A 24270-nucleotide genomic window follows, 5' to 3' on the forward strand; every position below is an offset into this window, starting at 1 on the left:
TGCCTCTCAGCCCCTCAGTCCCATTCCAGCCCGCCGCGCCGCCAGACATACGCATAGGCGACGAAGACGGTGAGCACGAAGAGCAGCATCTCCACGAGCCCGAAAAGCCCCAGGGCGTCGAAGGTGACCGCCCAGGGGTAGAGGAAGACGATCTCGATGTCGAAGACGATGAAGAGCATCGCCGTCAGGTAGTACTTGATGGGAAAGCGGCCGCCGCCGGCCGGCGTCGGAGTCGGCTCGATGCCGCACTCGTACGCCTCCAGCTTCGCCCTGTTGTAGCGCCTGGGGCCGATTAGCGTGGCCATGACCACGGAGAAGATCGCAAACCCTGCCCCGAGGGCGCCGAGTACAAGGATGGGCGCGTAGGCATTCACCCTCCTCGCTCCTTCCAGTCGTCGCTGACCGTATGGACCGCACCGGGCGTCTACCGCGCCGCCTCGAAGATCGTGTTCATGTGAGGCAGTTCACAAGCCCGACTGCCCCGCATCCTATGCCTGTCGGTCTGTGATCTGCGACACGGGGTCGGTAACCGCTCTTGTGATCTCCACCACCCGGCGAAGGATCATGAAGTCGGATGAGAGGTGATCTTCACACGTGAAGCGCACACTTGGTCGCTAGAAGTGACATTCTTTGATGTTCTCGCTGGTCGAAGGCGTTGTGCACTATCAAGCGTATGCCTGATGAAGCAAATTTGCGGGGCACGGAATCGGATGATAGTAAGCCTTGCCTTACCCGACTGGAGGGCCTTCCGAGGGTGGGCGGGAGTGCGTGCGCGCGTTCACGAACTCCGCCCGCGGGCCGCCGTGCACACCACCCGCGGTCCACCGTGCGCGCGCTCACCGATACGATGTGATCCGGTACGGAACGTAGCGGGACGGTGTCGCGCACAACCTCCCGCGCGACCTCCCACGCGACCTCCCACGCACCCCTCTCTTCACGGTGACCATTCTGTGACCTGCACCACGTCCATCCGGTCGCCATAAAGCCGGGCTTGGCCAACGGTGTTAAGCGGTGGTAAGCGCGGGGCAATTCGGACCTTTTCCCGAAAGTCCGTGATCACGACCATGATCGCGAGTGTCCTTATTGCCCGTTAGGGCGTCAATAAAGGCTCGGGGCGAGCGGATTGACCGATTCCGGCTGCAACTGTGGCGCAGACCACGTTTGTTGTCGGGAACCGGGTATGGCTGATAGCGGTTGTTCCCATGTCCCACACCGCTCAGATACCCAGCCACCGGAAGCCCCGCCGCCGGAGCTCCTCCGCCATGGCACTCCGGGCCGGAGTCGCCGGTGGCGTCCTCAGCACCATCGCGGTGGTCGGATCCGCCGGATCGGCGAGCGCCGAGCCGGTGACCGAGACCATCGAGATGCCCGCGCTCAACCCGGCGGACCTCTCCCACGCCGTCGCCCAGTCCGCCCAGGCGCAGCAGCAGGTCGCCTTCGACCAGGAGCTCCAGGCCCAGGAGGACGCCGCAGCCGCCAAGGCCGCGAAGGCCGCCAAGACGGCCAAGGCCGAAGCGCTGCGCGAGGCCGAGGCGGAGCGGGCCGCCGAGGCGAAGAAGCAGCGCGAGGAGCGCGAGGCCGCCGCCGAGGAGCGCGCGTCCCGCACCGCCGAGCGCACCAGCCTCACGACGACCAGCGCCCCCCAGGCCGGCACGGCGACCCAGACCTCGACCACCGCCCCGAGCACGTCCTCCAACTCGTCGTCGGGCTCGGTCGACACGGTCATCGCCTTCCTCAAGGCGCAGGTCGGCGACGCGTATGTGCTGGGCGCCACCGGCCCCAACTCCTGGGACTGCTCCAGCCTGGTCCAGGCCGCGTTCCGTCAGGTCAACATCGACCTCCCCCGCGTCTCCCAGGACCAGTCGACCGCGGGCACCCAGGTCGGCCTCTCCAACCTCCAGGTCGGCGACATCCTGTACTGGGGCGCCGCGGGCAGTGCCTGGCACACGGGCGTCTACATCGGCGACGGCAAGTACCTGGACGCGGCCAACCCCGCCAAGGGCGTGGTCATCCAGGATCTGTCGGGCTACCCGGCGACGGGTGCGGTGCGCGTTCTCTGAACCCGCCGCTGATGCGCTGAACGGACCGAAGGGACCGCCGGGAGGACAACTCCCGCCGGTCCCTTCGGCGTTCCCTCACCTCGTTGCAGGCTCTCCGGGTTCCCTGGGCTCTTCGGGCTCCCCGGGCTCCCTGGGCGAGCGGCCCGGGTTGAGCGCGGGCGCGCGCTCCGGCCGGACGGCGAGCCGGAACCAGACGGTCTTCCCATAGGGTCGCCGCCCGCGGGGAAAGGCCACCCCCCAGGCGTCGGCACACGCGTCCAGGAGCAACAGCCCGCGCCCCCCTTCGTCCGCGAGCTGGAGCCCGGCCGGCTCGGGCAGCGCGTCGGCCCGGTCGTCATGGACCCTGACATCGACATACGTCTCGTCGAGCAGGGCGTCGATGGTGATGACGGGGGTGCTGGTGTGCCGGTGCGCGTTGGTGACGACTTCCGAGAGGCAGAGCAGTACGTCATCGGTGAGGCCAGGGTGCTCGGAGCGCAGGGGCGCGGCCAGCCAGTCCCGGGCCTTCCTGGCGACGGCGGGATCGCTGGGAATCTCTATGACGAGTCGCGCGCCACGGAACGGGGCGGGGTTCGTTGAAGGAGTCAAGGCTGCCGAGGGTTGCATTCACGTCTCCCGACTCGGAGGGACCCGCGCTCGCCGCTGCCGTGGCTCGGCCGCCGGGGGTCGCACACCCTGGCTGGGGCGTGCGCCAGCGACTGCGCTTCGGCCAAGTACCTGCGTATGACGCGGTGTTGGGGAAACGGTAGCAGTGCAGTCTCAACTTTTGTACTCAGTGATAGAAATGTTGAGCCAAGTGGACCGTCGGGGAGGACTCGGACCAGACTGGGGCCCGACAGGAGGGGAGCAGATGCCACCAAGGAAGGCGCCCACAGCCCGACAACGCCGGTTGGGCGTCGAGCTACGGAAGCTGCGCGAGCACGCCGGTCTCAATCTCGCCGAAGCGGCGGCTTTGCTGGGGACGGACCGCACCACGATCAGCAACACCGAATCGGGCCGGTTCGGCGTGAGCGGCGAGCGCGTACGCACCTGGGCGGGCCACTACGCGTGCCCGGACCCGGCGTATACGGAAGCGCTCGTCGGCATGGCCGAGGAACGGATCAGCGGGTGGTGGGAGCATTATCGAGGCGACCTTCCCAGCGGAGCGCTCGACCTCGCCGAGATGGAGCACCACGCCGTCGCCCTTCGGGCCGTCCAGATAATGCACATGCCCGGCCTGCTCCAGACCGAGGACTACGCCCGCGCGGTGGTCGCGCTGGCCGTGCCACCGCCCGATCCCGCCTTTCGGCGGCGTCAGTTGTCACACCGGCTCCAGCGCCGTGATGTGCTCGACCGGGCACAGCCTCCGGAGTGCACCTTTCTGATCCACGAGGCCGCTCTGCGCATGGAGTACGGCGGCCCCGAGGTCGCTCAGAACCAGCTCGACCACCTCTTGCGGGAGTCGGAGCGCGACAACGTCACCGTCCAGGTGATCCCGTTCGCCATGGGCGGTTTCCCGAACGCCGGAAGTTCGACACTCTATGCGTACGGGTCGGTGCCGCAGCTCGACACCGTACAGATGGACACCGCTACCGGGCCCGCGTTCCTGGACGCGGAGGCGCGGCTCACGAACTACCGCGCCGTGCTGGATCAGACCCAGGATCGGTCGCTCGATCCCAAGCGGTCACGAGATTTCATCCATGAGATAGCACGACAAGCATGAAGGCGTGGGAACAGTGGACATTCAGTGGCGCAAATCCTCGAAGTCGACGGATGGCGCGGGCAACAACTGCCTGGAAGTCGCGGAGCACGGAGGCGAGATCCTGATGCGGGAGAGCGACAACCCCGGTGTGGTCATCCATACGACCCCGGCCAAGCTGCGCGCCTTCCTCGGCGGCGTCAAGGAAGGCGAGTTCGACGACCTGACCTGAGCAGCGCCACGGACATCACTCGGCCCTCCCCCGCACACGGGCGGAGGGCCGAGTGACGCCCGTACAGCGACCGGGCCCCCCGGCCATGGCAGAGCTCAGCCGTCGGGGTTCGCCTCCATCCGGGTCAGATCCATGTCGTCCAGCAGCGCTTCAAGGGTCCGCCCGCTCATATGGGCATCCTTCTCGATCTCCACCGCCGCCCAGCCGGTCAGGCTCATGACCAGAACGCGCAGACCGTCCGCCCCGTAGCGCTCCAGCACCTCGTCGGCCGTCCGCAGCGCCTCTTCCGGGATGCGCTCCTCGGGATAGAGCCCGACGACCCTCCGCAGCAGGCTGATCGAAATCTGCGAGATGTCCGGAGCGATGGCCCGCAGTCGTCGGTCCTCGGCTTCGTCCACGGTTCTCCCCATCTGTCGACTGTGCGGGAACGGCTCCGTCACCCCCGTGCTCAAGCCCGCACAGACAACCAGTCTCCACCTCGGCCCCGGCGTACGCGGAGGTTTCACGGAACCGCCGCGCGTCAAGCGGAGGATTTTCGCCGCCGCGAGGCCACCGTGCGCCCGTCGCGACCGCTACGCCTTCGGGGCGACCTTCGAGAGCCCGTTGATGATCCGGTCCATCGCGTCCCCGCCCGTGGGATCCGTCAGGTTCGCCAGCATCTTCAGCGTGAAGCGCATCAGCATCGGATGCGTCAGCCCCCGCTGGGCCGCCAGCTTCATGACCTTGGGGTTGCCGATCAGCTTCACAAACGCGCGGCCGAGCGTGTAGTAGCCGCCGTAGGTGTCCTTCAGGACCTTGGGATAGCGGTGCAGAGCCATCTCCCGCTGGGCCGGGGTGGTACGGGCGTGGGCCTGGACGATCACATCGGCGGCGATCTGCGCCGACTCCATGGCGTACGCGATGCCCTCGCCGTTGAACGGGTTCACCAGCCCGCCCGCGTCCCCGACGAGCAGCAGCCCGCGCGTGTAGTGCGGCTGGCGGTTGAACGCCATCGGCAGGGCCGCGCCCCGGATCGGGCCCGTCATGTTCTCGTCGCGGTAGCCCCACTCCTCCGGCATCGAGGCGCACCACGCCTTCAGGACCTCGCGCCAGTCCAGCTCCTTGAAGGAGGAGGAGGTGTTGAGGACGCCCAGGCCGACATTGGAGGTGCCGTCGCCCATGCCGAAGATCCAGCCGTAGCCGGGCAGCAGCCGGTCCGGGCCGGGGCCCCGGCGGTCCCACAGTTCGAGCCCGGACTCCAGATAGTCGTCGTCGTGCCGCGGGGAGGTGAAGTACGTCCGCACGGCGACGCCCATCGGACGGTCCTCGCGCCGGTGCAGCCCCATCGCCAGCGAGATCCGCGAGGAGTTGCCGTCCGCGGCGACGACGAGCGGGGCGTGGAAGGTGACCGGGGTCTTCTCCTCGCCGAGCTTCGCCTCCACCCCGGTGATCCGGCCCGTACGGTCGTCGATGACCGGCGCGGCGACATTGCACCGCTCGTACAGCCGCGCGCCCGCCTTCTGCGCCTGCCGGGCGAGCTGCTCGTCGAAGTCGTCGCGCTTGCGGACCAGTCCGTAGTCCGGGAAGGAGGCCAGCTCCGGCCAGTCGAGCTGGAGCCGCACCCCGCCGCCGATGATCCGCAGCCCCTTGTTCCGGAGCCAGCCGGCCTCTTCGGAGATGTCGATGCCCATGGCCACCAGCTGTTTGGTGGCGCGCGGCGTCAGTCCGTCGCCGCAGACCTTCTCCCGGGGGAAGGCGGTCTTCTCCAGCAGCAGCACATCGAGACCGGCCTTGGCGAGGTAGTACGCGGCCGTGGATCCGGCCGGGCCTGCCCCGACGACGATCACATCCGCGCTGTGTTCGGAGAAGGGCTCGGTCACGGCGGGTTCTCCCGAAGACTCGATTTTTACGTGCCGAACGGCACACGACATGGGCAGTCTATGGGGGCGTACCGATCTACCGACTGAAGGGCTCCCCCCTATGAGCAGGCTCCTCCCCGCCGTTCGGCTCCGCGTGCCCACCGACGAGGACGCGCACGCCTGGCACCGGGCTTTCGCCGATCCCGAGGTCATGGAGTTCCACGGCGGGCGCCCGGCGGAACTCTCCGTATACGAGGAGTTGACGGCCAGGCAGCGCCGGCACGACGCCGAACTCGGCTTCTGCCTGTGGACGCTGCTCTCCGAGGACGGCGAGGTCATCGGCTTCACCGGGGCCCAGCCCTGGCCGCACCAGGACTTCGGGCCGGCCGGTGAGATAGAGATCGGCTGGCGGCTGGCGCGGTCCGCGTGGGGGAAGGGGTACGCCACGGTCGCGGCCCGCACCACGCTGGAGCGGGTGCGGGCGGCGGGCGTCGGCCGGGTGGTGGCCGTGGTGGACGCCCGCAACGAGCGTTCGATCGCGGTGACGGAGCGGCTCGGGATGGCGCGGGCGGAGCCCTTCACCTCCACCGTCACCCAGCGGGAGGGGTACTGCTTCCGGCTGACGCTGTAGCCGTCCGCGCGGGCCTGCCCGCCGGTGGCGCTACTCGGGCTTCGTCCCCCGGTGCAGCGCCACCACCCCGCCGGTCAGATTCCGCCAGGCCACCCGGGACCAGCCCGACTCCCGCAGCATCGCCGCCAGCTCCGGCTGGTCGGGCCAGGACTGGATGGACTCGGCGAGATAGACGTACGCGTCGGGGTTGGAGGAGACCGCGCGCGCCACCGGCGGCAGGGCCCGCATCAGATACTCCTCGTACACCGTCCGGAACGGCGCCCACGTCGGATGCGAGAACTCGCAGATCACCACCCGGCCGCCGGGCTTGGTCACCCGGTACATCTCGCGCAGCGCCTCCTCCGTCCGCTGTACGTTGCGCAGCCCGAAGGAGATCGTGACCGCGTCGAAGACCCCGTCGCGGAACGGCAGCCTGGTCGCGTCGCCCGCCGCCAGCGGCAGCCAGGGGTGGCGTCGGCGGCCCTCGCGGAGCATGCCGAGCGAGAAGTCGCAGGGGACGACATAGGCCCCGGCGCGGGTGAACGGCAGCGAGGAGGTGGCCGTACCGGCGGCGAGGTCGAGAACCCTCTCCCCGGGGCGGGCGTCCACGGCCCTGGTGACCTGCTTACGCCAGCTGCGATCCTGGCCGAACGAGAGGACGTCGTTGGTGAGGTCGTAGTTCTTGGCCACCTTGTCGAACATCGAGGCGACTTCGTGCGGCTGCTTGTCCAGGGATGCTCGGTTCACCGTGCCATTCAAGCAGGGCGCCGGCGGCGGACCGTACGAGGGACGGGCGCCGCGGCACCAGGCCGTACGGGAGGCGCACCGGCGATCACCCGGGCCGTACGGGAGCCACACCAGGCCGTACGGGAAGCCCACCCAGGCCGTACGGGAGCGAGAGCCGAGGTGCCGCTACGCGCTCCGGTACACCAGCCGGCCGCCCAGCACGGTCGCCACACAGCGCGCCGTGCCCGAGGGCAGCGAGGCCCGCGTCGGAAGTCCCCCGCCGGCCTTCGCAGCGAAGACCGCGAAATCCGCGGGCCCGCCGAGCACCAGCTCCCCGTCGAGCAGGATCTCCGGTCCATCGCCCGGCCGCTCCGTCTCCCGCACCCGCACCCGCAGCCCCGAGCGGGCCACCGCCGTACGGACGGACGGTCTGCTGAAGGGCCCCGTCACCGCCGTCGTCCCCTGCGCCAGCATCCGCTGGAGCCCCCGCCGGGCGCTCGCGCCCCACCGGGTCTCGTCCATCTCCAGCACCGCCAGCGCCGCGCCGGTCAGCGGCTCGGCGCCCAGCTCCGCCGCCTCGCGGGGATCGGGGTGGTAGGCGGCCTCCAGCAGCCCGGCGGCGCGGGTCCGCCACAGACCGGGCGCGAGCAGTCCGGACCAGCGGCGCACCCGGGCCCCGGGATGAGCCGCGGTCACCGTCGCGTACGGCCCGATGGCGACGATCACCCCGGAGTCGACGGCCACCGAGTCGGCCGGGGCGCCGTCGGCGGTGAGCACGGCGTCCGCCGTGTGAACGGTCCGCACCCCGGACTCAGTTGGCGCTGAGGAGCTTCAGCTCCGGATGGGCCGTGCCCCCCGCGATCGCCGTGGACGAGATATGCGAGACCACCCGGTCGTCGACCGGGTCGTCCGCCGGGTCCTCGTGGACGACGATGTGCTCGTACGTCGTGGTCCGCTGGGCCGGGACCCGGCCCGACTTACGGATCAGATCGATGATCTCCTGCCGGTTGGAGCGGTGCTTCGCGCCCGCCGAGGAGACGACGTTCTCCTCCAGCATGATCGAGCCGAGGTCGTCCGCGCCGTAGTGCAGCGACAGCTGCCCGACCTCCTTGCCGGTGGTCAGCCAGGAGCCCTGGATATGGGCGACATTGTCGAAGAAGAGCCGGGCGATCGCGATCACCCGCAGATACTCGAAGATCGTCGCCTGGGTGCGGCCCTTGAGACGGTTGTTCTCCGGCTGGTACGTGTACGGGATGAAGGCCCGGAACCCGCCGGTGCGGTCCTGCACATCGCGGATCATCCGCATGTGCTCGATCCGCTCGGCGTTGGTCTCGCCGGTGCCCATCAGCATCGTGGACGTCGACTCCACGCCCAGCCCATGGGCGATCTCCATGATCTCCAGCCAGCGCTCGCCGGACTCCTTGAGCGGGGCGATCGCCGTACGGGGCCGCTCGGGCAGCAGCTCAGCGCCCGCGCCCGCGAAGGAGTCCAGACCCGCCGCGTGGATCCGCCGGATGGCCTCCTCGGCGGAGACCCCGGAGATACGGGCCATGTGCTCGACCTCGGAAGCGCCCAGCGAGTGGTTCACCAGCTGGGGGAAGGCGGCCTTGATGGCCGCGAAGTGCTCCTCGTAGTACTCGACGCCGAAGTCCGGGTGGTGGCCGCCCTGGAACATGATCTGGGTGCCGCCGAGCTCGACGGTCTCGGCGCAGCGCCGGAGGATGTCGTCGAGGTCGCGGGTCCAGCTCTTCCTCGTGTCCTTCGGCGCGGCGTAGAAAGCGCAGAACTTGCAGGCCGTGACGCACACATTGGTGTAGTTGATGTTGCGCTCGATGATGTACGTCGCGATGTGCTCCGTACCCGCGTAACGGCGGCGGCGCACGGCGTCGGCGGCGCTGCCCAGCGCGTGGAGCGGGGCCGAGCGGTAGAGGTCGAGGGCCTCTTCCGGGGTGATCCGGCCCCCTTCGGCGGCACGGTCCAGCACGGACTGAAGGTCGGCCTTCTCGGTCACCGGATGTCACCTTTCGGCGGGGGTCTGCCTGAGCGGGGCCAGCGGGATCGCCGAGGCGCTCTCAGGGCGTATACGGGCCGTTCCACCCTACGCCAGGGGGCCTCAGGACCCGGGACGCGGTGGGACCCGCCGGGGTGGGGGGTCGAAGTCCCCCACGCGCTTCAGCGTGACCGCCCCGTTGACCGCCTTCGATTCCGTGGAGACATAGCGGAGTCCGGCCCCTTCCAGCCGCAGTATCACCGTGCCGGTGGCGCAGAGGCCGCCCGCCGCTCCGAAGGGGGTGCTCCTGGCGACCAGCTCCGACTTCTCCGCGAGGCGCAGATCCAGATCCGCCCCGCAGACGAAGTCGCCGTCGGCGTCGAACCGCTTCAGGACGCCGACCCGGAAGCCCTTCTCGGCGGCCCCGATCACGACGTCAAGGGTCCCGGCGGCCGGCCGGCCGCCTCCGGCGGAGGTGGTGAAGGTGCCCGCCCATTCGCCGACGAAGCGCGGCGGGACATCGCTCCGCACCTTTATGTCACCGGGGTAATCGGTCCGGGATGACGGTTTCGTCGGCGTGGACCGCTCTGCGGGGCCCCTTGCCGTCGAGTCCCCCGAGTGTCTGCTCATCAACACACTGCCGATGATCACCCCTAACGCCGCCAGGGTCAGCGTGAGGGTGAACGAACAGCTGATCCGTCGGCGCCCCGGTGCGAGCTGCTCCGGGGCCCGGGGTTCCGCGGACCCGCCGTTCTCCGTGCTCTCCGTGCTCTCCGGGACCTCTGCGTCCTCTGGGGCCTCTGCGTCTTCTGTGTCGTCTTCCGTGTCCAGCTCCAGCAGGCTCACCGCCGCCCGCCCGGCCTGCTCCACCAGCGGCGGCGGCAGCCAGCCCGCCCCGAAGAGTCCGGACGCTCCGTCCGGGACCAGCCCGTCCGCCAGTTCGCCGAGGGCCGGCCGGTCGGCCGGGTCCTTGGCGAGACAGCCCGCGATCAGCTCCCTCAGCTCACCCCCGACGGAGCCGAGCCGCGGCTCGTCGTGCACCACGCTGTAGACCAGCGCGCCCGACGACGCGGCCGGAAAGGGGGCCTCGCCGGTGGCCGCGTACGCCAGGACCGCGCCCAGCGAGAACACATCGGACGCGGTCGTGGCCTCCTTGCCGAGCAGCTGCTCCGGCGAGATATAGCCGGGCGAGCCGACCGAGACCCCGGTGCTGGTCAGCGGCGCAGTGCCGTCCGTGGTGCGGGCGATCCCGAAGTCGATCAGACGCGGGCCGTCGAGGGTGAGCAGCACATTGGACGGCTTCACATCACGGTGGATCAGATCCCGGGCGTGCACGGCGGTGAGCGCCCCGGCGAGTCCCGCGCCCAGGGCCCGTACGGAGTGCTCGGGCAGTGCGCCGTACCCGCTCACCGCCCGGGACAGCGGGGGCCCGGCCACATATCCGGTGGCGACCCAGGGAACGGGGGCCTCCGGGTCGGCGTCGAGCACGGGCGCGGTCCAGGGTCCGCCGACCCGCCGCGCCGCCGCGACCTCGCGCCGGAACCGCTCCCTGAACTCCCGGTCGAGCGCGAGATGCGGATGGACCGCCTTGACCGCGACCGTACGCCCCCCGGTGCTCCGTCCGAGATAGACCCGTCCCATGCCTCCCGAACCGAGCCTGGCCAACAGTCGGTACGGGCCGATGGTCCGTGGTTCGCCGGACTCCAGCGGCTGCATGTGCGACCCCCCGGTTCGCTGTCCGCCCGCTGATGCCCGAGCGAAGCTGACAACTGCTCAGGCATCAGCGTAGGGCCTGTCGTCCGGATTTGAACGAAAGACCGTCAGCCCGAGCAGCCGCCCGGCACCGGGGTCAGAGCAGTTCCACGGCCACATCCGCCGGGAACCCGGTCGTGGGCCCGATGCGGCGGGCGAACTCCCTGACGCCCGCCAGCTGGTCGGGGCCGAAGCGGAAGTCGAGTGTCCGGAAGTACCGCTCCAGCAGCTCCGCGTCGAAGCTCTCCCACCGCGCGGCCTGCTCGGCGACCTTGGCCACCTCCTCCAGGGAGAGATCCCGCGAGGCGAGGAACGCCTGGTGCACCTCCCGTACGACGGCCTCCTCACGCGCCAGATAATCCTTGCGCGCCGCCCACACCGCGAAGACAAACGGAAGGCCGGTCCACTCCTTCCACATCAGCCCCAGATCGTGCACCTGAAGTCCGAGGCGGGGCGCGTCGTGCAGCGATGCGCGCAGTGCCGCGTCACCGATCAGAACCGCGGCTTCCGCGTCCTGCATCATCAGACCGAGATCGGGCGGACAGGTGTAGTAATCCGGTTCGACCTTGTACCGCTCGGCCAGCAGCAGCTGTGCGAGGCGTACCGAAGTACGGGAAGTGGAACCGAGAGCGACCCGGGCGCCGTCGAGTTTCTCCAGGGGCGTCTGGGACACGATCACACAAGACATCACCGCTCCGTCGCAACCGACCGCGAGATCGGGAAAGGCCACGAGCTGATCGGCATTGCGCAGAAATTCCACCAGAGTGACCGGCGCGATATCGAGATCGCCGCGCACCAGCCGCTCGCTCAGCTTCTCCGGGGTGTCCTTCGACAGCTCCAGGTCGAGAAGGGTTCCGGTGCGGGCCAGCCCCCAGTACAGGGGGAGACAGTTGAGGAACTGGATATGGCCGACACGGGGCCGGCTGCGTCGGTGGTCGATTGCTGTGCTTTCTCCAAGACTGTCCACAACGCGAGGCTAGACCCGGTCGGTGCTCCCGGGAGCGCTGGGGGCATGCGCGAGTCGCACCCCTCCGACCGGCCCGTACACCGGACGCCGCCGCCGTCCCGCCGGGCTCCGCTCCGCCGCTCTCCCGGCGCTCTCCCGGCGCCCCGAGCACGCCCCGTCACCCCGGGGTTGAGCACTTCAAGCGTCCGAGTGAAGTGATCTTTGCCTCTACCGCTGCGAACACAGTGCGTGCTAGGCTCGACGCAAGTTGCAGTTTGGTTTCCCTTGCAGTACAGAGCCTGCGGAGCATGTAACCCGCAGGCTTTTGTAGTTTTCAGACTTGTTTGCAGGTTCTGGAGCAGGGCAACCCTTTGGCCCAAGGAGGGCTTATGGCTACCGGAACCGTCAAGTGGTTCAACGCTGAAAAGGGCTTCGGCTTCATCGCCCAGGACGGCGGCGGCCCGGATGTCTTCGTCCACTACTCCGCGATCAACGCGTCCGGGTTCCGCTCCCTTGAGGAGAACCAGGTCGTGAACTTCGACGTCACCCAGGGTCCCAAGGGTCCCCAGGCGGAGAATGTCACCCCGGCCTAATCAGCCAGTGGGTCGGCGATCGCGCACGACGTAGCAGTACCCAAGGAGCCCCGGTCCTTTATGGACCGGGGCTCCTGCCTTTCCTTTTCTTTACCGGCGTTCCCTTCCGTACATCCGAACAGTCCGAGTTGTTCATCCCGGGCATTCGCGAATGAGCGCCATGAAGCGCTATTGAGCGGCCGATGAGGTGCCGACGACCGCCCTGGCGCCTGAGGAAGACGAACCCCGTCAGTGGTGCCCCAGGCGCGGAAGGGGCGGGAGTTCCCTCTCATACAGCCATGTGGCGAAGAGCACATCCACCGGCCGCGGAGCACAGCTCCCCGCCAGCGCGACAAAATCCTCCGTGGTCACCGCTCCATGCCGGTGGCGGCCGGTCCACTCCCTCAGCAGCGCCGCGAAAGCCGGATCCCCGAGCTCGGTGCGGAGCACATGCAGGGTCAGCGCGCCCCGCTCGTACACCCGGTCGTCGAAGAGCCGCCGCAGCCCGGGATCGGCGATCCGGATGTCCTGCGCCAGCAGGGCGAGCCGGCTGTGGGCCCTGGCCGCCAGCAGCGCGGCGGACGGGCCGCCGGAGTGCTCCGACCAGAGCCATTCGGCATACTTCGCGAACCCCTCGTTGAGCCAGATATGCCGCCAGTCGGCGACGGTGAGGCTGTTGCCGAACCACTGGTGGGCCAGCTCATGGGCGATCAGCCGCTCACTGCCGCGCCACCCGTCCACATGGTTCGCCCCGAAGACCGAGAGACCCTGCGCCTCCACAGGCACCTCCAGCTCCTCGTCCACCACCACGACCCCGTACTCCGCGAAGGGATACGGCCCGAACAGCTCCTCGAAGAGGGCCATCATCCGGGGCTGACGTGCGAAATCGTGCGCGAAGCCACCGCCGTCGAGCAGCGCGCGCGGCACCGCGGCGGGCTGCGGCACCGAGTGCGCGGCACCGGCGTCCAGTTGCGCCGCCTCAGGCGGTTCACCCGGCCGCGCCGCCGCGGGCAGTTCACCCGGCCGCGGCACCTCGGTCAGTCCACCCGGCCGCGGCACCTCGGTCAGTTCATACGGACCGATCTGCACGGTCGCCAGATACGCCGCCATCGGCGCGGTCTGCTCGTACACCCACACCGTCGTCGAGGCACGGGCCGTCCGGGAGATCAGCGTGCCGTTCGCGACGACGGTGTACGGAGACGGCACGGTCACCGCGATCCGGTACGGGGCCTTGTCGTCGGGCCGGTCGTTGCACGGGAACCAGGAGCGCGCGCCCTGCGGCTGGGACGCCACCAGCGCGCCCTCCTCCAGCTGCTCCCAGCCCAGCTCGCCCCAGTCCGGGGTGCGCACAGGGTGCGGAGTGCCGGTGTAGCGGACGTCCACCGTGAAGGCGGCTCCAGGGGAGAGCGGCCGGGCGGGCCGGATACGCAGTTTCTCCCCCCGGTGGGTGTACCGGGCGGGGCTGCGGCCGTCGATCAGCACCTTGGTGAGCCGGAAGCGCCCGAGGTCGAGCACCACCTCCGCGAGCGGCTCCGTCCCCCCGGCGACGGCCCCGATCCTGGCCCGCCCGGCGAGCCGGCCGGTGTGCGGAAGATAGTCCAGCTCCAGGTCGTATCCGGTGGTCCGGTAGCCGTCGTCGCCGTGCTGGGGGAGATACGAGTCGGTCACCCTGCGTCCTTCGGTCGGTTCCAGGCGTCCGGTGGGTTCCGGTGGGTTCCGGTGTTCCGGTGTTCCGGTGGGCGATCACTTCCAGGCGGCGATCGGATTGCCCAGCCAGCGGGTGCCCGGGGGCACCCGCTCCCCGCGCATCACCAGCGAGGCGGGGCCGACGACGGCCCGGTCCCCGATCACCGCGCCGGGCAGCGCGATGCCGTGCGGGCCGAGTGTCGCACCGGCCCCGAGGACGACATCGTCCATGCGCATGATCCGGTCATGGAAGAGATGCGTCTGGACCACACAGCCCCGGCCGACGCTCGCGCCGGAACCGACGGTGACGAGATCGGCCTCCGGAAGCCAGTACGTCTCGCACCACACCCCGGCGCCGATCCGGGCCCCGAGCCCGCGCAGCCACAGACTCATCAGCGGGGTGCCGGAGACCGTGCCCACCAGCCAGGGCACGGCCAGCACCTCGACGAAGGCGTCCGCCAGCTCATCACGCCAGACGAACGCCGACCACAGCGGCCGTTCCACCACCCGGTACTGGCCCACCAGCAGCCATTTCGCCGTGATGGCGAGCGCGCAGGCCGCCACCCCGCCCAGCGCCAGCAGCACCCCGCCCGACAGCACCGCGACGGGCAGGCCGAAACGCCCGGCCAGCGCGCCGAAGGCGGTGATCGCGAGGACGGCGAGCGCCACCGAGCAGATCACCGGGACGATCCTGCACAGCTCGACGGCCGCCCGCGCCCACTTCAGCCGGGCCGCGGGGGCGAAGGTACGGCTCCGATCGCCCGGCTCGGCGGCCCGGGGCAGCCGCATCGGCGGCATCCCGAGCCAGGAGCTGCCCTTCTCGGCGCGCTCGGGGGCCGCCGAGAGCACCCCGACCAGCCCCCGCTTGGGCACCCGGCGGCCCGCGGCCGTCATCCCGGAGTTGCCGAGGAAGGCGCGCTTGCCGACGCGGGCCTCGGCGATCCGCAGCCGTCCGCCGCCCAGCTCGTACGAGGCCACTCTGGTGTCGTCGGCGAGGAACGCGCCGTCGCCGACCCTGGTCATCGCGGGCACCGCCAGCACGGTGGACGCCTCCACCCCACGGCCCACCCGCATCCCGAGCGCCCGCAGCCACACGGGCGTGGCGAGGCTCGCGTACAGCGGGAAGAGATGGCCGCGCGCCATGTCCATCAACCGCTCGGTGGTCCAGGCCCGCCACGCGCCGCCGCCGTGGACGGGATGGCTGCCCGCGCGCAGCCCGCTGCCCAGGGCCCGTACACAGCAGAGGATCAGCAGCGCGTACCCGGCGAGTCCGGTGAGGGCGGCGAGCGGCGCCCCGGCGAGCGGAGTGGGGTGCAGGCCCATCACCAGCAGGGCGGGGACGGCCGCGACGGCGGGCAGCGTCATGAGGAACAGCGAGGTCAGCGAGTAGAGCGCGGTCCAGCGGCGGCTGCGCGGCGGACGGGTGCCGAAGGCGCCCCTGGCCCTGCCGCGGCGGACGGCCGGGACCCCGGACCAGCGCTCGCCGGCCGGCACGGTCCCGGTGACGCCGGACCCCGGGGCGATCTCGGACCGCTTGCCGATCCGCGCGCCGGGGAAGAGGACGCTGCGCGCGCCGACGACAGCACCCGCGCCGATGCGCAGGGCGCCGATGTGCAGCCGGTCGCCGTCCAGCCAGTGACCGCAGAGATCGACCTCCGGTTCGACGGCGGAGCCGCGGCCGAGCCGCAGCAGACCCGTGACCGGCGGCAGCGAGTGCAGATCGACCTCGTCGCCGACGCGTACGCCGAGGGCGCGGGCGTACCGCGTCAGCCAGACCCCGGCGAGCTGGGTCGCCCCGCTGGTCTCGGCGAGCCGTTCGGCGGTCCACAGCCGCAGATGGGCGCTGCCGCCCCGGGGATGGCTGCCGGGCCGCACCCCGCGCAGCAGCAGCCGGGCCCCGCCCGCGGCGACGGCGATCCGGCCGGGCGGGCTGAACACCAGCAGCCACCCCAGCACCGGCCACCACCAGGAGACGAATCCGTCGAGTCCGAGAACCAGGCCCACGGCGGCGGCGACCACGCTCCACCGCAGCCCGGCGACGGTGAGCAGCGGAAGGAGGAGCAGGGTCTGCGCGAGCTGCGCCCGCCGGGGCACGGGGCGTACGGCGCCGGCTCCGGCTCGCTTCGCCGAGGACCGTTCCAGGGTGCGGGCGAGCGCGCCGAGGGTGGGGTTCCGGTACACGTCGGCGACGGATCCGGTGCCGTACCGCTCTCTGATCAGCGAGACCAGCCGGGCGGCGGCGAGGCTGCCGCCGCCGTGGGCGAAGAAGTCCGCTCCGGGGCCGGTGACGGGAGCGCCGAGCAGTTCGGCCCATCGCCCGGCGAGCCAGGTCTCGGTCGCGGTGAGCCCCGCCGGGACGGGGGCGGCGCGGGCGGCTTCCGGCAGGGGCCAGGGCAGCGCGTCCCGGTCGACCTTGCCCGAGGTGCGGGTGGGGAGGTCGCCGACGACGGCGAGCAGGGGCACCAGGGCGGCGGGGAGCCGGGCCCGGAGCCGGGCGACGGCCGCGCCCCGGTCGAAAGCGGGCACTTCCCGGTCGAAGACGGGCGCGCTCCGATCGAAGGCGGGCGTGCCCTGGTCGAAAGCAGGCGCTCCCTGGTCGAAGGCGGGCGCTCCCCGGCTCCCGCCGCCGGGCCCCTCGGGGATCACATATCCCACCAGCACCCGATGGCCCGCGGCGGTCGTGCGGACCGCCGCCGCCGCGCCGGACACCCCCGGGAGCGCTTGGAGCGCCGCGTCGATCTCGCCCAGTTCGATACGCCGTCCGGCGAGCTTGATCTGCTCGTCCGAGCGGCCCAGGAAGAGCAGCCCGGCCGGGTCGGCCCGGACCAGATCACCGCTGCGATAGGCGCGGCTCCAGCCGAGCGCGGGCAGCGGGGCGTACCGTTCGGCGTCCTTCTCCGGGTCCAGATAGCGCGCAAGACCCACTCCCCCGATGACCAGCTCCCCGGTCCCGCCCATCGGCACGGCCCGGCCGTCGCGGTCCACGACGGCCAGTTCCCAGCCGTCGAGCGGCAGACCGATCCGTACCGGACCCCGCCCGTCCAGCCGGGCGGCGCAGGCGACGACGGTCGCCTCGGTGGGGCCGTAGGTGTTCCAGACCTCGCGCCCGGGGACGGCCAGCCGCTCCGCCAGCTCCGGCGGGCAGCTCTCGCCGCCGAAGATCAGCAGACGGACGCCGTCCAGCGCGCCAGTGGGCCAGAGCGCCGCCAGCGTGGGGACGGTCGACACGACGGTGATACGCCGTGCGGCCAGCCAGGGGCCGAGATCCGGACCGGTGCGCACAAGGGCGCGCGGCGCGGGCACCAGAGCGGCTCCGTGCCGCCAGGCCAGCCACATCTCCTCGCAGGACGCGTCGAAGGCGACGGAGAGCCCCGCGAGCACCCGGTCGCCCGGCCCCAGGGGCCGCGGACTCCCCTGGCCCGCGGCCCCCCGGGCCAGAAAGAGCCGTGCCTCGGCGTCGACGAAGGCCGCCGCGCCGCGATGGGTGACGGCCACTCCCTTGGGGGCGCCGGTGGAGCCCGAGGTGAAGATGATCCAGGCGTCGTCGCCGGGCGCGGGACGGGCGCCCGGGGCGCCGGAGGGTTCACGCACCCCGGGTGCGATGGTCCCGCCCTCCCGCAGTACGGCGCTGACGGCGGCCTCGGCGAAGACCAGCCCAGCCCGTTCCTCGGGGTCGTCCGCGTCCACGGGCACATAGGCGGCCCCTGCGGCGAGCGCCGCCAGGATCGCGATGTACAGCTCCGCCGTGCCGGAGGGGACGCGTACCCCGACCCGGTCGCCGGGGCCGATGCCCGCTCGCGCCAGCCGCCGCCGCAGCTCCTCGACCCGGCCGTGGAGGGCGCGGTAGGTGAGGGGGGCGGCGCCGTCGTCCACGGCGAGCGCGTCCGGGTACCGGTGGACGGTCGCGTCCAGGATGTCGAGGAGGGTCCGCTCCGGGGCCGCTCCGGCCGTGGTGAAGAGGGCGGGCGTCCCGCGCCCGGTACCAGCGCCCGGGGCGGCCGGGGCGGGCAGGCCGGGCGCGTCCGGGACGAAGGTCATCCGGCGCTCCCGCCGCCGGCCGCCGGCGCCGGTGTCGGTGCCGGGCCTGCGGTACGGGACTGGTGCGTCCGCATCTCCCACGCTCCGTCCGTCGTGTGGAGTGCGCTCTCATGTCACGATCACGATCCCCGTCAGGCGCACGGCACATAAGAATTCTGTACGTCTCACCATTTTGGGCGAGATATACGGCAAGCGCACGGCCGGTGGATCAACGCCCGCGTCAGCGCGCGGGCCGGCAGTCGCCCAGTACGAGGGCCGGAACACGCCGAGACCCCCCGCCCCTCCGCGTGCTGTACGCGGGGGCAGGGGGTCTCACCGTAAAACCGGAACCGGAAGCCGCTGAGCCGCTCAGCGGCTTCGGCGGCCTCAGGCCGTCAGCGGAACCCTGCGGTCCTCGGGGCCCTGCTCGGGCTTCCCCTCGAACTCGTCGATCGGCGAGGAGGTGGCGGAGGTGTACGCGTCGTGGTCGAGGATCTTCTCCCGGGCGGCGACGATGACCGGGACCAGCGCCTGGCCCGCCACATTGGTGGCCGTGCGCATCATGTCCAGGATCGGGTCGATGGCCATCAGCAGACCCACGCCCTCCAGCGGCAGACCCAGCGTGGAGAGGGTCAGGGTCAGCATGACCGTCGCGCCGGTCAGACCAGCCGTGGCGGCCGAGCCGACGACCGAGACGAAGGCGATCAGCAGATAGTCCTGGATGCCGAGCTGCACATCGAAGATCTCCGCGATGAAGATCGCGGCGAGCGCCGGGTAGATCGCGGCGCAGCCGTCCATCTTGGTCGTGGCGCCGAACGGGACCGCGAAGGAGGTGTACTCCTTCGGCACCCCGAGCCGCTCGGTGACCTTCTGGGTGACCGGCATCGTGCCGACCGAGGAGCGGGAGACGAAGGCCAGCTGGATGGCGGGCCAGGCGCCCCGGAAGAAGTGCACCGGGTTGACCTTGGCGGCCGTGACCAGCAGCAGCGGGTAGACGCCGAAGAGGACCAGGGCGCAGCCGATGTAGACGTCGGCGGTGAAGGTCGCGTACTTGCTGACCAGATCCCAGCCGTAGCCGGCGATGGCGTAACCGATGAGACCCACGGTGCCCAGCGGGGCGAGGCGGATGACCCACCACAGGGCCTTCTGGAGCAGTTCGAGCACGGCCTCGCTGAAGGTGAGGACCGGCTTGGCCTTCTCGCCGAGCGCGAGCGCGGCGATACCGGCGACGGCCGCCAGGAAGACGATCTGGAGCACGTTCAGCTCGGTGAACGGCGTGATCACATCCTGGGGGACGATTCCGGTGAGGAAGTCGATCCAGGACCCGTTGGCCTCCGGCAGCTTGCCGTCCTTCGGGGTGAGGCCGGTGCCCGCGCCGGGGTTGGTGAGCAGGCCGATCGTGATGCCGATGGCGACCGCGATCAGCGAGGTGATCAGGAACCAGAGCAGGGTGCGGCCGGCCAGCCGGGCGGCGTTGTTGACCTTGCGGAGGTTGGTGATCGACACCAGGATCGCGAAGAAGACGAGCGGGGCGACGGCGAGCTTCAGCAGCCGGACGAAGATGTCACCGATGTGACCCAGGGTGTCCTTGAGCCAGCTGATGTCCTGCTCACGGGCGAGCCAGCCGAGCAGAACGCCGAGCACCAGACCGGTGATGATCTGAGCCCAGAAGGGGACCTTGGGTATGCGGAAACCGGAGCCCGAGGGCTTTCCGGTCGCGGCGGACGCGGCGTTCGCGGACACGGACACACTCCAGAGCGGCGTGAGAGAGGGGGAGAGGGGAGCGGGGGGTGCGGCGCCCGTGCGCGAGTGGGCGGATCCGCGGTCGGTGCCTGGGTCAGACCGGAAGGCGGCGGACCACAGGGCGGCAGACAGAGCTGCGACAGACCGCGGACATACAGCGGCAGAGATCGACATGCAGGCGCACCACGAGCGGGGGGCTCGCGGTATCGAGGGTGCGCGCTGCTGACGTCATGCCGGATACGTTAACACTTGAACTTTGAGATACTCAAAGGTCAGCTTGGGGATCTTTTTCTCGCGAAACTCACACCCGAACCGGGAAGACCGCCCTGACCTGCACTGTTGCCACATACAGCTACGCCCCCGGCCATGGCCGGGGGCGTATGTGACATACATCTACCGAGAGCGTCCCGAGAGAGCCTGCGTACAGGCGGGGGCACGTACAGGCGTACGTGCGTACGGGGGGCTAGTCCTCCTGCGTACGGTGCGAGTCCAGCCGCGCCTTCGCCCGGTCGACCTTGCCGACGATCTGCTCCGACATCGCGTCCCGCTGCTTGCGCAGCAGTACGAAGCTGAGCGGCGCGGAGAGCACCAGCGCGATCAGCACGACCCAGATGGCGTTGGAGTCGCCGAGACCCTTCGGCAGAACACCGAACTGGACCAGCGCCCCCGCCACGACGAGGCAGCCGACGAAGACGGCGAAGCGCATGGCGGTGTATTTGATCGCGGCGCTCGACTTGGCTGACACTGCGGGCCCACTCTCCCTCTTCGTACGATGCGCACAACAAACCGTGCCGAACCAGTGAAGCACGGGCGAAAGTCGATCACTGCGGCGGACCGGACCGCCCGGCCCTGCACCGGCATCCGTCTCAGACGGATCAGACGGATCAGACGGATCAGACGCGCATGGGCTGCGGCGACTCACGGCGGTCGGCGTCCGGCCCCGGGTACTCGCGGATGATCTCGTAGCGGGTGTTCCGCTCGACCGGGCGGAACCCGGCGTCACGGATCAGCTCCAGCAGATCGTCACGGGTCAGCTTGTTCGGCGTGCCGTAGTTGTCCGCGTCATGGGTGATCTTGTACTCGACCACCGAGCCGTCCATGTCATCCGCACCGTGCTGGAGGGCGAGCTGCGCGGTCTGCACTCCGTGCATCACCCAGAAGACCTTCACATGGGGGACGTTGTCGAAGAGCAGCCGGGAGACCGCGAACGTCTTCAGCGCCTCCGCCCCGGTCGCCATCGTGGTGCGCGCCTGGAGCCGGTTGCGGATCTTGCCGTCCTTCATGTCCACGAAGTCGTGCTGGTAGCGCAGGGGGATGAAGACCTGGAAGCCGCCGGTCTCGTCCTGGAGCTCACGCAGCCTCAGCACATGGTCGACGCGGTGGCGGGGCTCCTCGATATGCCCGTACAGCATGGTCGAGGGGGTCTTCAGACCCTTGCTGTGCGCCAGCCGGTGGATACGCGACCAGTCCTCCCAGTGGGTGCGGTGGTCGACGATGTGCTGACGCACCTCCCAGTCGAAGATCTCCGCGCCGCCGCCGGTGAGCGATTCGAGACCGGCGTCGATCAGCTCGTCCAGGATCTCCGAGGCGGACCTGCCCGAGATGGTCTCGAAGTGGTGGATCTCGGTGGCGGTGAAAGCCTTCAGGGAGACGTTCGGCAGCGCCTCCTTGAGCGCGCTCAGCGAACGGGGGTAGTAACGCCAGGGCAGACTGGGGTGAAGCCCGTTGACGATGTGCAGCTCGGTGAGGTTCTCGTTCTCCATCGCCTTGGCGAGGCGGACGGCCTCCTCGATGCGCATGGTGTACGCGTCCTTCTCGCCCGGCTTCCGCTGGAACGAGCAGTACGCGCACGACGCGGTGCACACATTGGTCATATTGAGATGACGGTTGACGTTGAAGTGGACGACGTCGCCGTTCTTGCGGGTACGCACCTGGTGCGCGAGGCCGCCGAGCCAGGCCAGGTCGTCCGATGCGTAGAGGGCGATCCCGTCCTCACGGGTCAGCCGCTCTCCGGCTTCGACCTTCGCCTCCAGCTCGCGCTTGAGCCCTGCGTCCATTCGCCCGCCTCCCATGTGTCCGTCAATCGGGCTTCCCCCACCGTACTCCCCCGTATCAGGCGGTCGTGGGCACCCCCATGGCCCTGGTCGCGTCCCCGGGTCAGCTCTGCTCGGGCAGTTCGCCGACCCGGTTCTCCCACTTGGTGGAGAGCACGATGGTGGTACGCGTACGGGAGACCCCCCGGGTCCCGCTCAGCCTGCGGATCGTCTTCTCCAGCCCGTCGACGTCGCTCACCCGCACCTTGAGCATGTACGAGTCGTCGCCCGCGATGAACCAGCAGTCCTCGATCTCCGCGAGATCGCGGAGCCGACGCGCCACATCCTCGTGGTCGGCGGCGTCGGAGAGCGAGATGCCGATGAGCGCGGTGACCCCGAGGCCGAGCGACGCGGCGTCCACGGTGGCGCGGTACCCGGTGATGACGCCCGCCGCCTCCAGGCGGTTGATCCGGTCCGTGACGCTGGGGCCGGAGAGGCCGACGAGCCGTCCCAGCTCGGCGTACGAGGCCCTGCCGTTCTCCCGGAGGGCCTGGATGAGCTGTCTGTCCACCGCGTCCATGTGCCTGGAGCCTTCCATAGTTGCTGAACCAGTTGCTGAACCGTGAGGCGGTTGCCGGAGCCAGGGCGGATGCCGAGGCCGAGGCAGTTCCCGAGCCTGAGGCTTGCAGGAGAGAAACCCTGCGATTCTTTATGAGAAACCGGCGATGATCTTGCAGATCCCAGGACTCTTCACAAGGGTCTGTCCGCGCGAGAGCCCCCCAGCTCTCCCGCCCAGCGGCGGTAGAGCCGGTGCGGCACCCCCACCGCGTCCAGCACCCGCCCGGCGACGAAGTCCACCAGGTCCTGGATATGGGTCGCGCCCGCGTAGAACGCCGGTGAGGCGGGCAGCACCACGGCCCCGGCCTCGTCGAGCGCGACCAGATGCTTGAGGGTCTGACCGGCCAGCGGGGTCTCCCGCACGGCGACGACCAGCGGCCGGCGCTCCTTGAGCGTCACGCTCGCGGTCCGCTGGAGCAGATCCTTGGAGAGCCCGAGGGCCACCCCGGCGACGGCCGCCGTGGAGGCCGGCACGATCAGCATCCCCTTGGCGGGGTACGAGCCCGAGGACGGCCCCGCCGCGAGATCCCCGGCGGACCAGTGGCGTACGCCGTCCACGTCCACCCGGAAGGTGTCCGGCTTCCCGTCGGCCCCCCGGGCGAGCCACTCGCGCAGATCGTCGCGCCAGTGGGCGTCCCTGAACGAGATCCCGGTCTCGTCCAGCAGGGTCAGCCGCGATGCCCTCGATACCACCAGATCGACGCTCTCACCTGCGTCGATCAGCCCCCGCAGCACCGCGGCGGCATAGGGCGTCCCGGAGGCGCCGGAGACTCCGACGATCCAGGGGCGGCGGGGGTTCACTTCTGCTGGCTCCACACAAGGAGCCTATCCGGCGGCCGGGGGGTCACCCGAACGGCTACACCGTCAGACCGCGCACCACCAGGTCCAGCAGCGCACAGACGAACAGCGCGATCCCGATGAAACCGTTCACGGTGAAGAACGCCCTGTTCAGCCGGGACAGATCGTGCGGGCGCACAATCGTGTGCTCATAGCCGAACGCGACCGCCACGATCACCAGACCGGCCCAGAAGAACGCCCCCGCGTCCGTCGCCAGCGCGTACCAGACCAGCAGCGCCGTGGTCACGGCGTGCGCGGCCCGCGCCCCGTACAGCGCGGCCGGGATGCCGAAGCGCGCCGGGACCGACCGCACCCCTTCGGCACGGTCCGCCTGGACGTCCTGGCTGCCGAAGATCAGATCGAAGCCGCCGATCCAGACGCCGACCGCGAGCCCGAGGATCATCGCGTCCCAGGACCACTCCCCGGTGACCGCGAGCCACGCGCCCACCGGCCCCATCGCCTGGGCGAACCCGAGGATGGCGTGCGGGAAGTCGGTGAACCGCTTGCCGTACGGATAGACCACCATCGGGATCACCGCGACCGGCGCGAGCGCCAGACAGAGCGGGTTGAGCAGCGCGGCGGCCCCCAGGAAGACCACGAGGGCGATCAGCGCGCCGGTCCACGCGGACCGCACGCTCACGGCCCCGGTGACCAGCTCCCGGCCCGCCGTACGCGGATTGCGGGCGTCGATCTCGCGGTCGATGATCCGGTTGCAGGCCATCGCGAAGGTCCGCAGCCCCACCATGGCGGCGGTGACGAGCAGCAGGGTGCCCCAGTCGATGCTCCGGTCCCGCTGGAACATCGCGGTGAGCGCGGCGATATACGCGAACGGCAGCGCGAAGACCGAGTGCTCGATCATCACCAGCCGCAGAAAGCCCCTGGTCCGGCCCGGCTGGGGGACGGCCGCCGCGGACGCGCTCATCGCCCGCTCC

At 70.4% G+C, this 24270-nt stretch carries 22 protein-coding genes; 5 read left to right on the plus strand and 17 right to left on the minus strand.

Annotated features, from left to right (window positions below; genetic code table 11):
• Nucleotides 1-14 precede the first annotated feature (14 nt).
• Nucleotides 15-374 carry an NADH-quinone oxidoreductase subunit A gene (locus FF041_RS18910; protein ID WP_323372081.1) on the minus strand — a complete coding sequence of 120 codons (360 nt, stop codon included), beginning with the start codon at nucleotides 372-374 and terminating at the stop codon, nucleotides 15-17.
• An 828-nt stretch (nucleotides 375-1202) separates the two neighbouring features.
• Between FF041_RS18910 and FF041_RS18915 the strand changes: the two genes are divergently transcribed.
• Nucleotides 1203-2060 (plus strand): C40 family peptidase, encoded by an 858-nt coding sequence (locus FF041_RS18915; protein ID WP_153523909.1) that lies wholly within the window; start codon nucleotides 1203-1205, stop codon nucleotides 2058-2060.
• A gap of 75 nt (nucleotides 2061-2135) precedes the next feature.
• Here FF041_RS18915 and FF041_RS18920 read toward each other — a convergent pair whose 3' ends face one another.
• Nucleotides 2136-2648, minus strand: a complete 513-nt coding sequence (locus FF041_RS18920) for an ATP-binding protein (RefSeq protein WP_194292086.1) — start codon at nucleotides 2646-2648, stop codon at nucleotides 2136-2138.
• A 262-nt stretch (nucleotides 2649-2910) separates the two neighbouring features.
• Between FF041_RS18920 and FF041_RS18925 the strand changes: the two genes are divergently transcribed.
• Nucleotides 2911-3762, plus strand: a complete 852-nt coding sequence (locus FF041_RS18925) for a DUF5753 domain-containing protein (RefSeq protein ID WP_153523911.1) — start codon at nucleotides 2911-2913, stop codon at nucleotides 3760-3762.
• A 13-nt stretch (nucleotides 3763-3775) separates the two neighbouring features.
• Entirely contained in the window at nucleotides 3776-3970 is a 195-nt protein-coding gene (locus FF041_RS18930; protein ID WP_323372083.1) for a DUF397 domain-containing protein, read from the plus strand.
• Nucleotides 3971-4065: 95 nt separating this feature from the next.
• Here the strand turns inward: FF041_RS18930 and FF041_RS18935 are convergent, their stop codons facing one another.
• Together FF041_RS18935 and FF041_RS18940 are read right to left on the minus strand one after the other, a co-directional pair.
• Nucleotides 4066-4380: a hypothetical protein gene (locus FF041_RS18935; protein WP_153485463.1), complete on the minus strand. Its 315-nt coding sequence runs from the start codon at nucleotides 4378-4380 to the stop codon at nucleotides 4066-4068.
• A 162-nt stretch (nucleotides 4381-4542) separates the two neighbouring features.
• A complete protein-coding gene (locus FF041_RS18940; protein WP_323392126.1) occupies nucleotides 4543-5829 on the minus strand; it encodes a geranylgeranyl reductase family protein in 1287 nt (428 codons plus the stop codon).
• Between the two features lie 100 nt (nucleotides 5830-5929).
• Here FF041_RS18940 and FF041_RS18945 point away from each other — a divergent pair, with 100 nt between their 5' ends.
• Complete coding sequence (locus tag FF041_RS18945) at nucleotides 5930-6439, plus strand: GNAT family N-acetyltransferase (RefSeq protein ID WP_153523913.1); 510 nt, start codon at nucleotides 5930-5932, stop codon at nucleotides 6437-6439.
• Nucleotides 6440-6469: 30 nt separating this feature from the next.
• On the opposite strand, the gene FF041_RS18950 is transcribed toward FF041_RS18945, so the two are convergent.
• The 5 genes from FF041_RS18950 to FF041_RS18970 all read right to left on the minus strand — a co-directional run bounded on the left by FF041_RS18950 (nucleotide 6470) and on the right by FF041_RS18970 (nucleotide 11853).
• Nucleotides 6470-7165: a demethylmenaquinone methyltransferase gene (locus FF041_RS18950; protein WP_323392128.1), complete on the minus strand. Its 696-nt coding sequence runs from the start codon at nucleotides 7163-7165 to the stop codon at nucleotides 6470-6472.
• Between the two features lie 165 nt (nucleotides 7166-7330).
• The gene (locus FF041_RS18955) at nucleotides 7331-7948 is read right to left on the minus strand and encodes an imidazolonepropionase-like domain-containing protein (RefSeq protein WP_323392130.1); all 618 of its coding nucleotides are present in this window, start codon (nucleotides 7946-7948) and stop codon (nucleotides 7331-7333) included.
• Nucleotides 7949-7955: 7 nt separating this feature from the next.
• Nucleotides 7956-9155, minus strand: a complete 1200-nt coding sequence (gene mqnC / locus FF041_RS18960) for a cyclic dehypoxanthinyl futalosine synthase (protein ID WP_323392132.1) — start codon at nucleotides 9153-9155, stop codon at nucleotides 7956-7958.
• A gap of 102 nt (nucleotides 9156-9257) precedes the next feature.
• Entirely contained in the window at nucleotides 9258-10850 is a 1593-nt protein-coding gene (locus tag FF041_RS18965) for a serine/threonine-protein kinase (RefSeq protein WP_153523914.1), read from the minus strand.
• A 133-nt stretch (nucleotides 10851-10983) separates the two neighbouring features.
• Nucleotides 10984-11853, minus strand: coding sequence for a menaquinone biosynthetic enzyme MqnA/MqnD family protein (locus tag FF041_RS18970; RefSeq protein ID WP_323372088.1), 870 nt, complete (start codon nucleotides 11851-11853; stop codon nucleotides 10984-10986).
• 368 nt (nucleotides 11854-12221) lie between these two features.
• On the opposite strand from FF041_RS18970, the gene FF041_RS18980 reads away from it, so the two are divergent.
• The gene (locus FF041_RS18980; protein ID WP_003967102.1) at nucleotides 12222-12425 is read left to right on the plus strand and encodes a cold-shock protein; all 204 of its coding nucleotides are present in this window, start codon (nucleotides 12222-12224) and stop codon (nucleotides 12423-12425) included.
• 228 nt (nucleotides 12426-12653) lie between these two features.
• Here the strand turns inward: FF041_RS18980 and FF041_RS18985 are convergent, their stop codons facing one another.
• The 8 genes from FF041_RS18985 to mqnP form a co-directional block, all read right to left on the minus strand.
• Nucleotides 12654-14072: a M1 family metallopeptidase gene (locus FF041_RS18985; protein ID WP_323392134.1), complete on the minus strand. Its 1419-nt coding sequence runs from the start codon at nucleotides 14070-14072 to the stop codon at nucleotides 12654-12656.
• A gap of 75 nt (nucleotides 14073-14147) precedes the next feature.
• Nucleotides 14148-18128: a Pls/PosA family non-ribosomal peptide synthetase gene (locus FF041_RS18990; RefSeq protein ID WP_153523917.1), complete on the minus strand. Its 3981-nt coding sequence runs from the start codon at nucleotides 18126-18128 to the stop codon at nucleotides 14148-14150.
• 366 nt (nucleotides 18129-18494) lie between these two features.
• The gene (locus FF041_RS18995) at nucleotides 18495-19850 is read right to left on the minus strand and encodes a dicarboxylate/amino acid:cation symporter (protein ID WP_323392136.1); all 1356 of its coding nucleotides are present in this window, start codon (nucleotides 19848-19850) and stop codon (nucleotides 18495-18497) included.
• Nucleotides 19851-20313: 463 nt separating this feature from the next.
• A complete protein-coding gene (locus FF041_RS19000) occupies nucleotides 20314-20556 on the minus strand; it encodes a DUF4229 domain-containing protein (protein ID WP_153485561.1) in 243 nt (80 codons plus the stop codon).
• A 187-nt stretch (nucleotides 20557-20743) separates the two neighbouring features.
• Nucleotides 20744-21907 carry an aminofutalosine synthase MqnE gene (gene mqnE / locus FF041_RS19005; protein WP_153485469.1) on the minus strand — a complete coding sequence of 388 codons (1164 nt, stop codon included), beginning with the start codon at nucleotides 21905-21907 and terminating at the stop codon, nucleotides 20744-20746.
• Nucleotides 21908-22007: 100 nt separating this feature from the next.
• Entirely contained in the window at nucleotides 22008-22463 is a 456-nt protein-coding gene (locus tag FF041_RS19010; protein ID WP_153485470.1) for an Lrp/AsnC family transcriptional regulator, read from the minus strand.
• A 170-nt stretch (nucleotides 22464-22633) separates the two neighbouring features.
• A complete protein-coding gene (locus tag FF041_RS19015) occupies nucleotides 22634-23302 on the minus strand; it encodes a UbiX family flavin prenyltransferase (RefSeq protein ID WP_323372109.1) in 669 nt (222 codons plus the stop codon).
• A 55-nt stretch (nucleotides 23303-23357) separates the two neighbouring features.
• Nucleotides 23358-24260, minus strand: coding sequence for a menaquinone biosynthesis prenyltransferase MqnP (gene mqnP / locus FF041_RS19020; RefSeq protein WP_153523919.1), 903 nt, complete (start codon nucleotides 24258-24260; stop codon nucleotides 23358-23360).
• Nucleotides 24261-24270 lie beyond the last annotated feature (10 nt).

Source organism: Streptomyces jumonjinensis, assembly GCF_009600885.1.
GTDB classification, from domain to species: Bacteria; Actinomycetota; Actinomycetes; order Streptomycetales; family Streptomycetaceae; genus Streptomyces; species Streptomyces jumonjinensis.

What these genes read in the sequence shown, in the direction of transcription:
- mqnP (WP_153523919.1), bottom strand. Translation starts at nt 24,260, where the DNA reads ATGAGCGCGTCCGCGGCGGCCGTCCCCCAGCCGGGCCGGACCAGGGGC.
- FF041_RS18990 (WP_153523917.1), bottom strand. Translation starts at nt 18,128, where the DNA reads ATGACCTTCGTCCCGGACGCGCCCGGCCTGCCCGCCCCGGCCGCCCCG.
- FF041_RS18935 (WP_153485463.1), bottom strand. Translation starts at nt 4,380, where the DNA reads ATGGGGAGAACCGTGGACGAAGCCGAGGACCGACGACTGCGGGCCATC.
- FF041_RS18965 (WP_153523914.1), bottom strand. Translation starts at nt 10,850, where the DNA reads ATGCAGCCGCTGGAGTCCGGCGAACCACGGACCATCGGCCCGTACCGA.
- FF041_RS19000 (WP_153485561.1), bottom strand. Translation starts at nt 20,556, where the DNA reads ATGCGCTTCGCCGTCTTCGTCGGCTGCCTCGTCGTGGCGGGGGCGCTG.
- mqnE (WP_153485469.1), bottom strand. Translation starts at nt 21,907, where the DNA reads ATGGACGCAGGGCTCAAGCGCGAGCTGGAGGCGAAGGTCGAAGCCGGA.
- FF041_RS18925 (WP_153523911.1), top strand. Translation starts at nt 2,911, where the DNA reads ATGCCACCAAGGAAGGCGCCCACAGCCCGACAACGCCGGTTGGGCGTC.
- FF041_RS18980 (WP_003967102.1), top strand. Translation starts at nt 12,222, where the DNA reads ATGGCTACCGGAACCGTCAAGTGGTTCAACGCTGAAAAGGGCTTCGGC.
- FF041_RS18945 (WP_153523913.1), top strand. Translation starts at nt 5,930, where the DNA reads ATGAGCAGGCTCCTCCCCGCCGTTCGGCTCCGCGTGCCCACCGACGAG.
- FF041_RS18915 (WP_153523909.1), top strand. Translation starts at nt 1,203, where the DNA reads ATGTCCCACACCGCTCAGATACCCAGCCACCGGAAGCCCCGCCGCCGG.
- FF041_RS19010 (WP_153485470.1), bottom strand. Translation starts at nt 22,463, where the DNA reads ATGGACGCGGTGGACAGACAGCTCATCCAGGCCCTCCGGGAGAACGGC.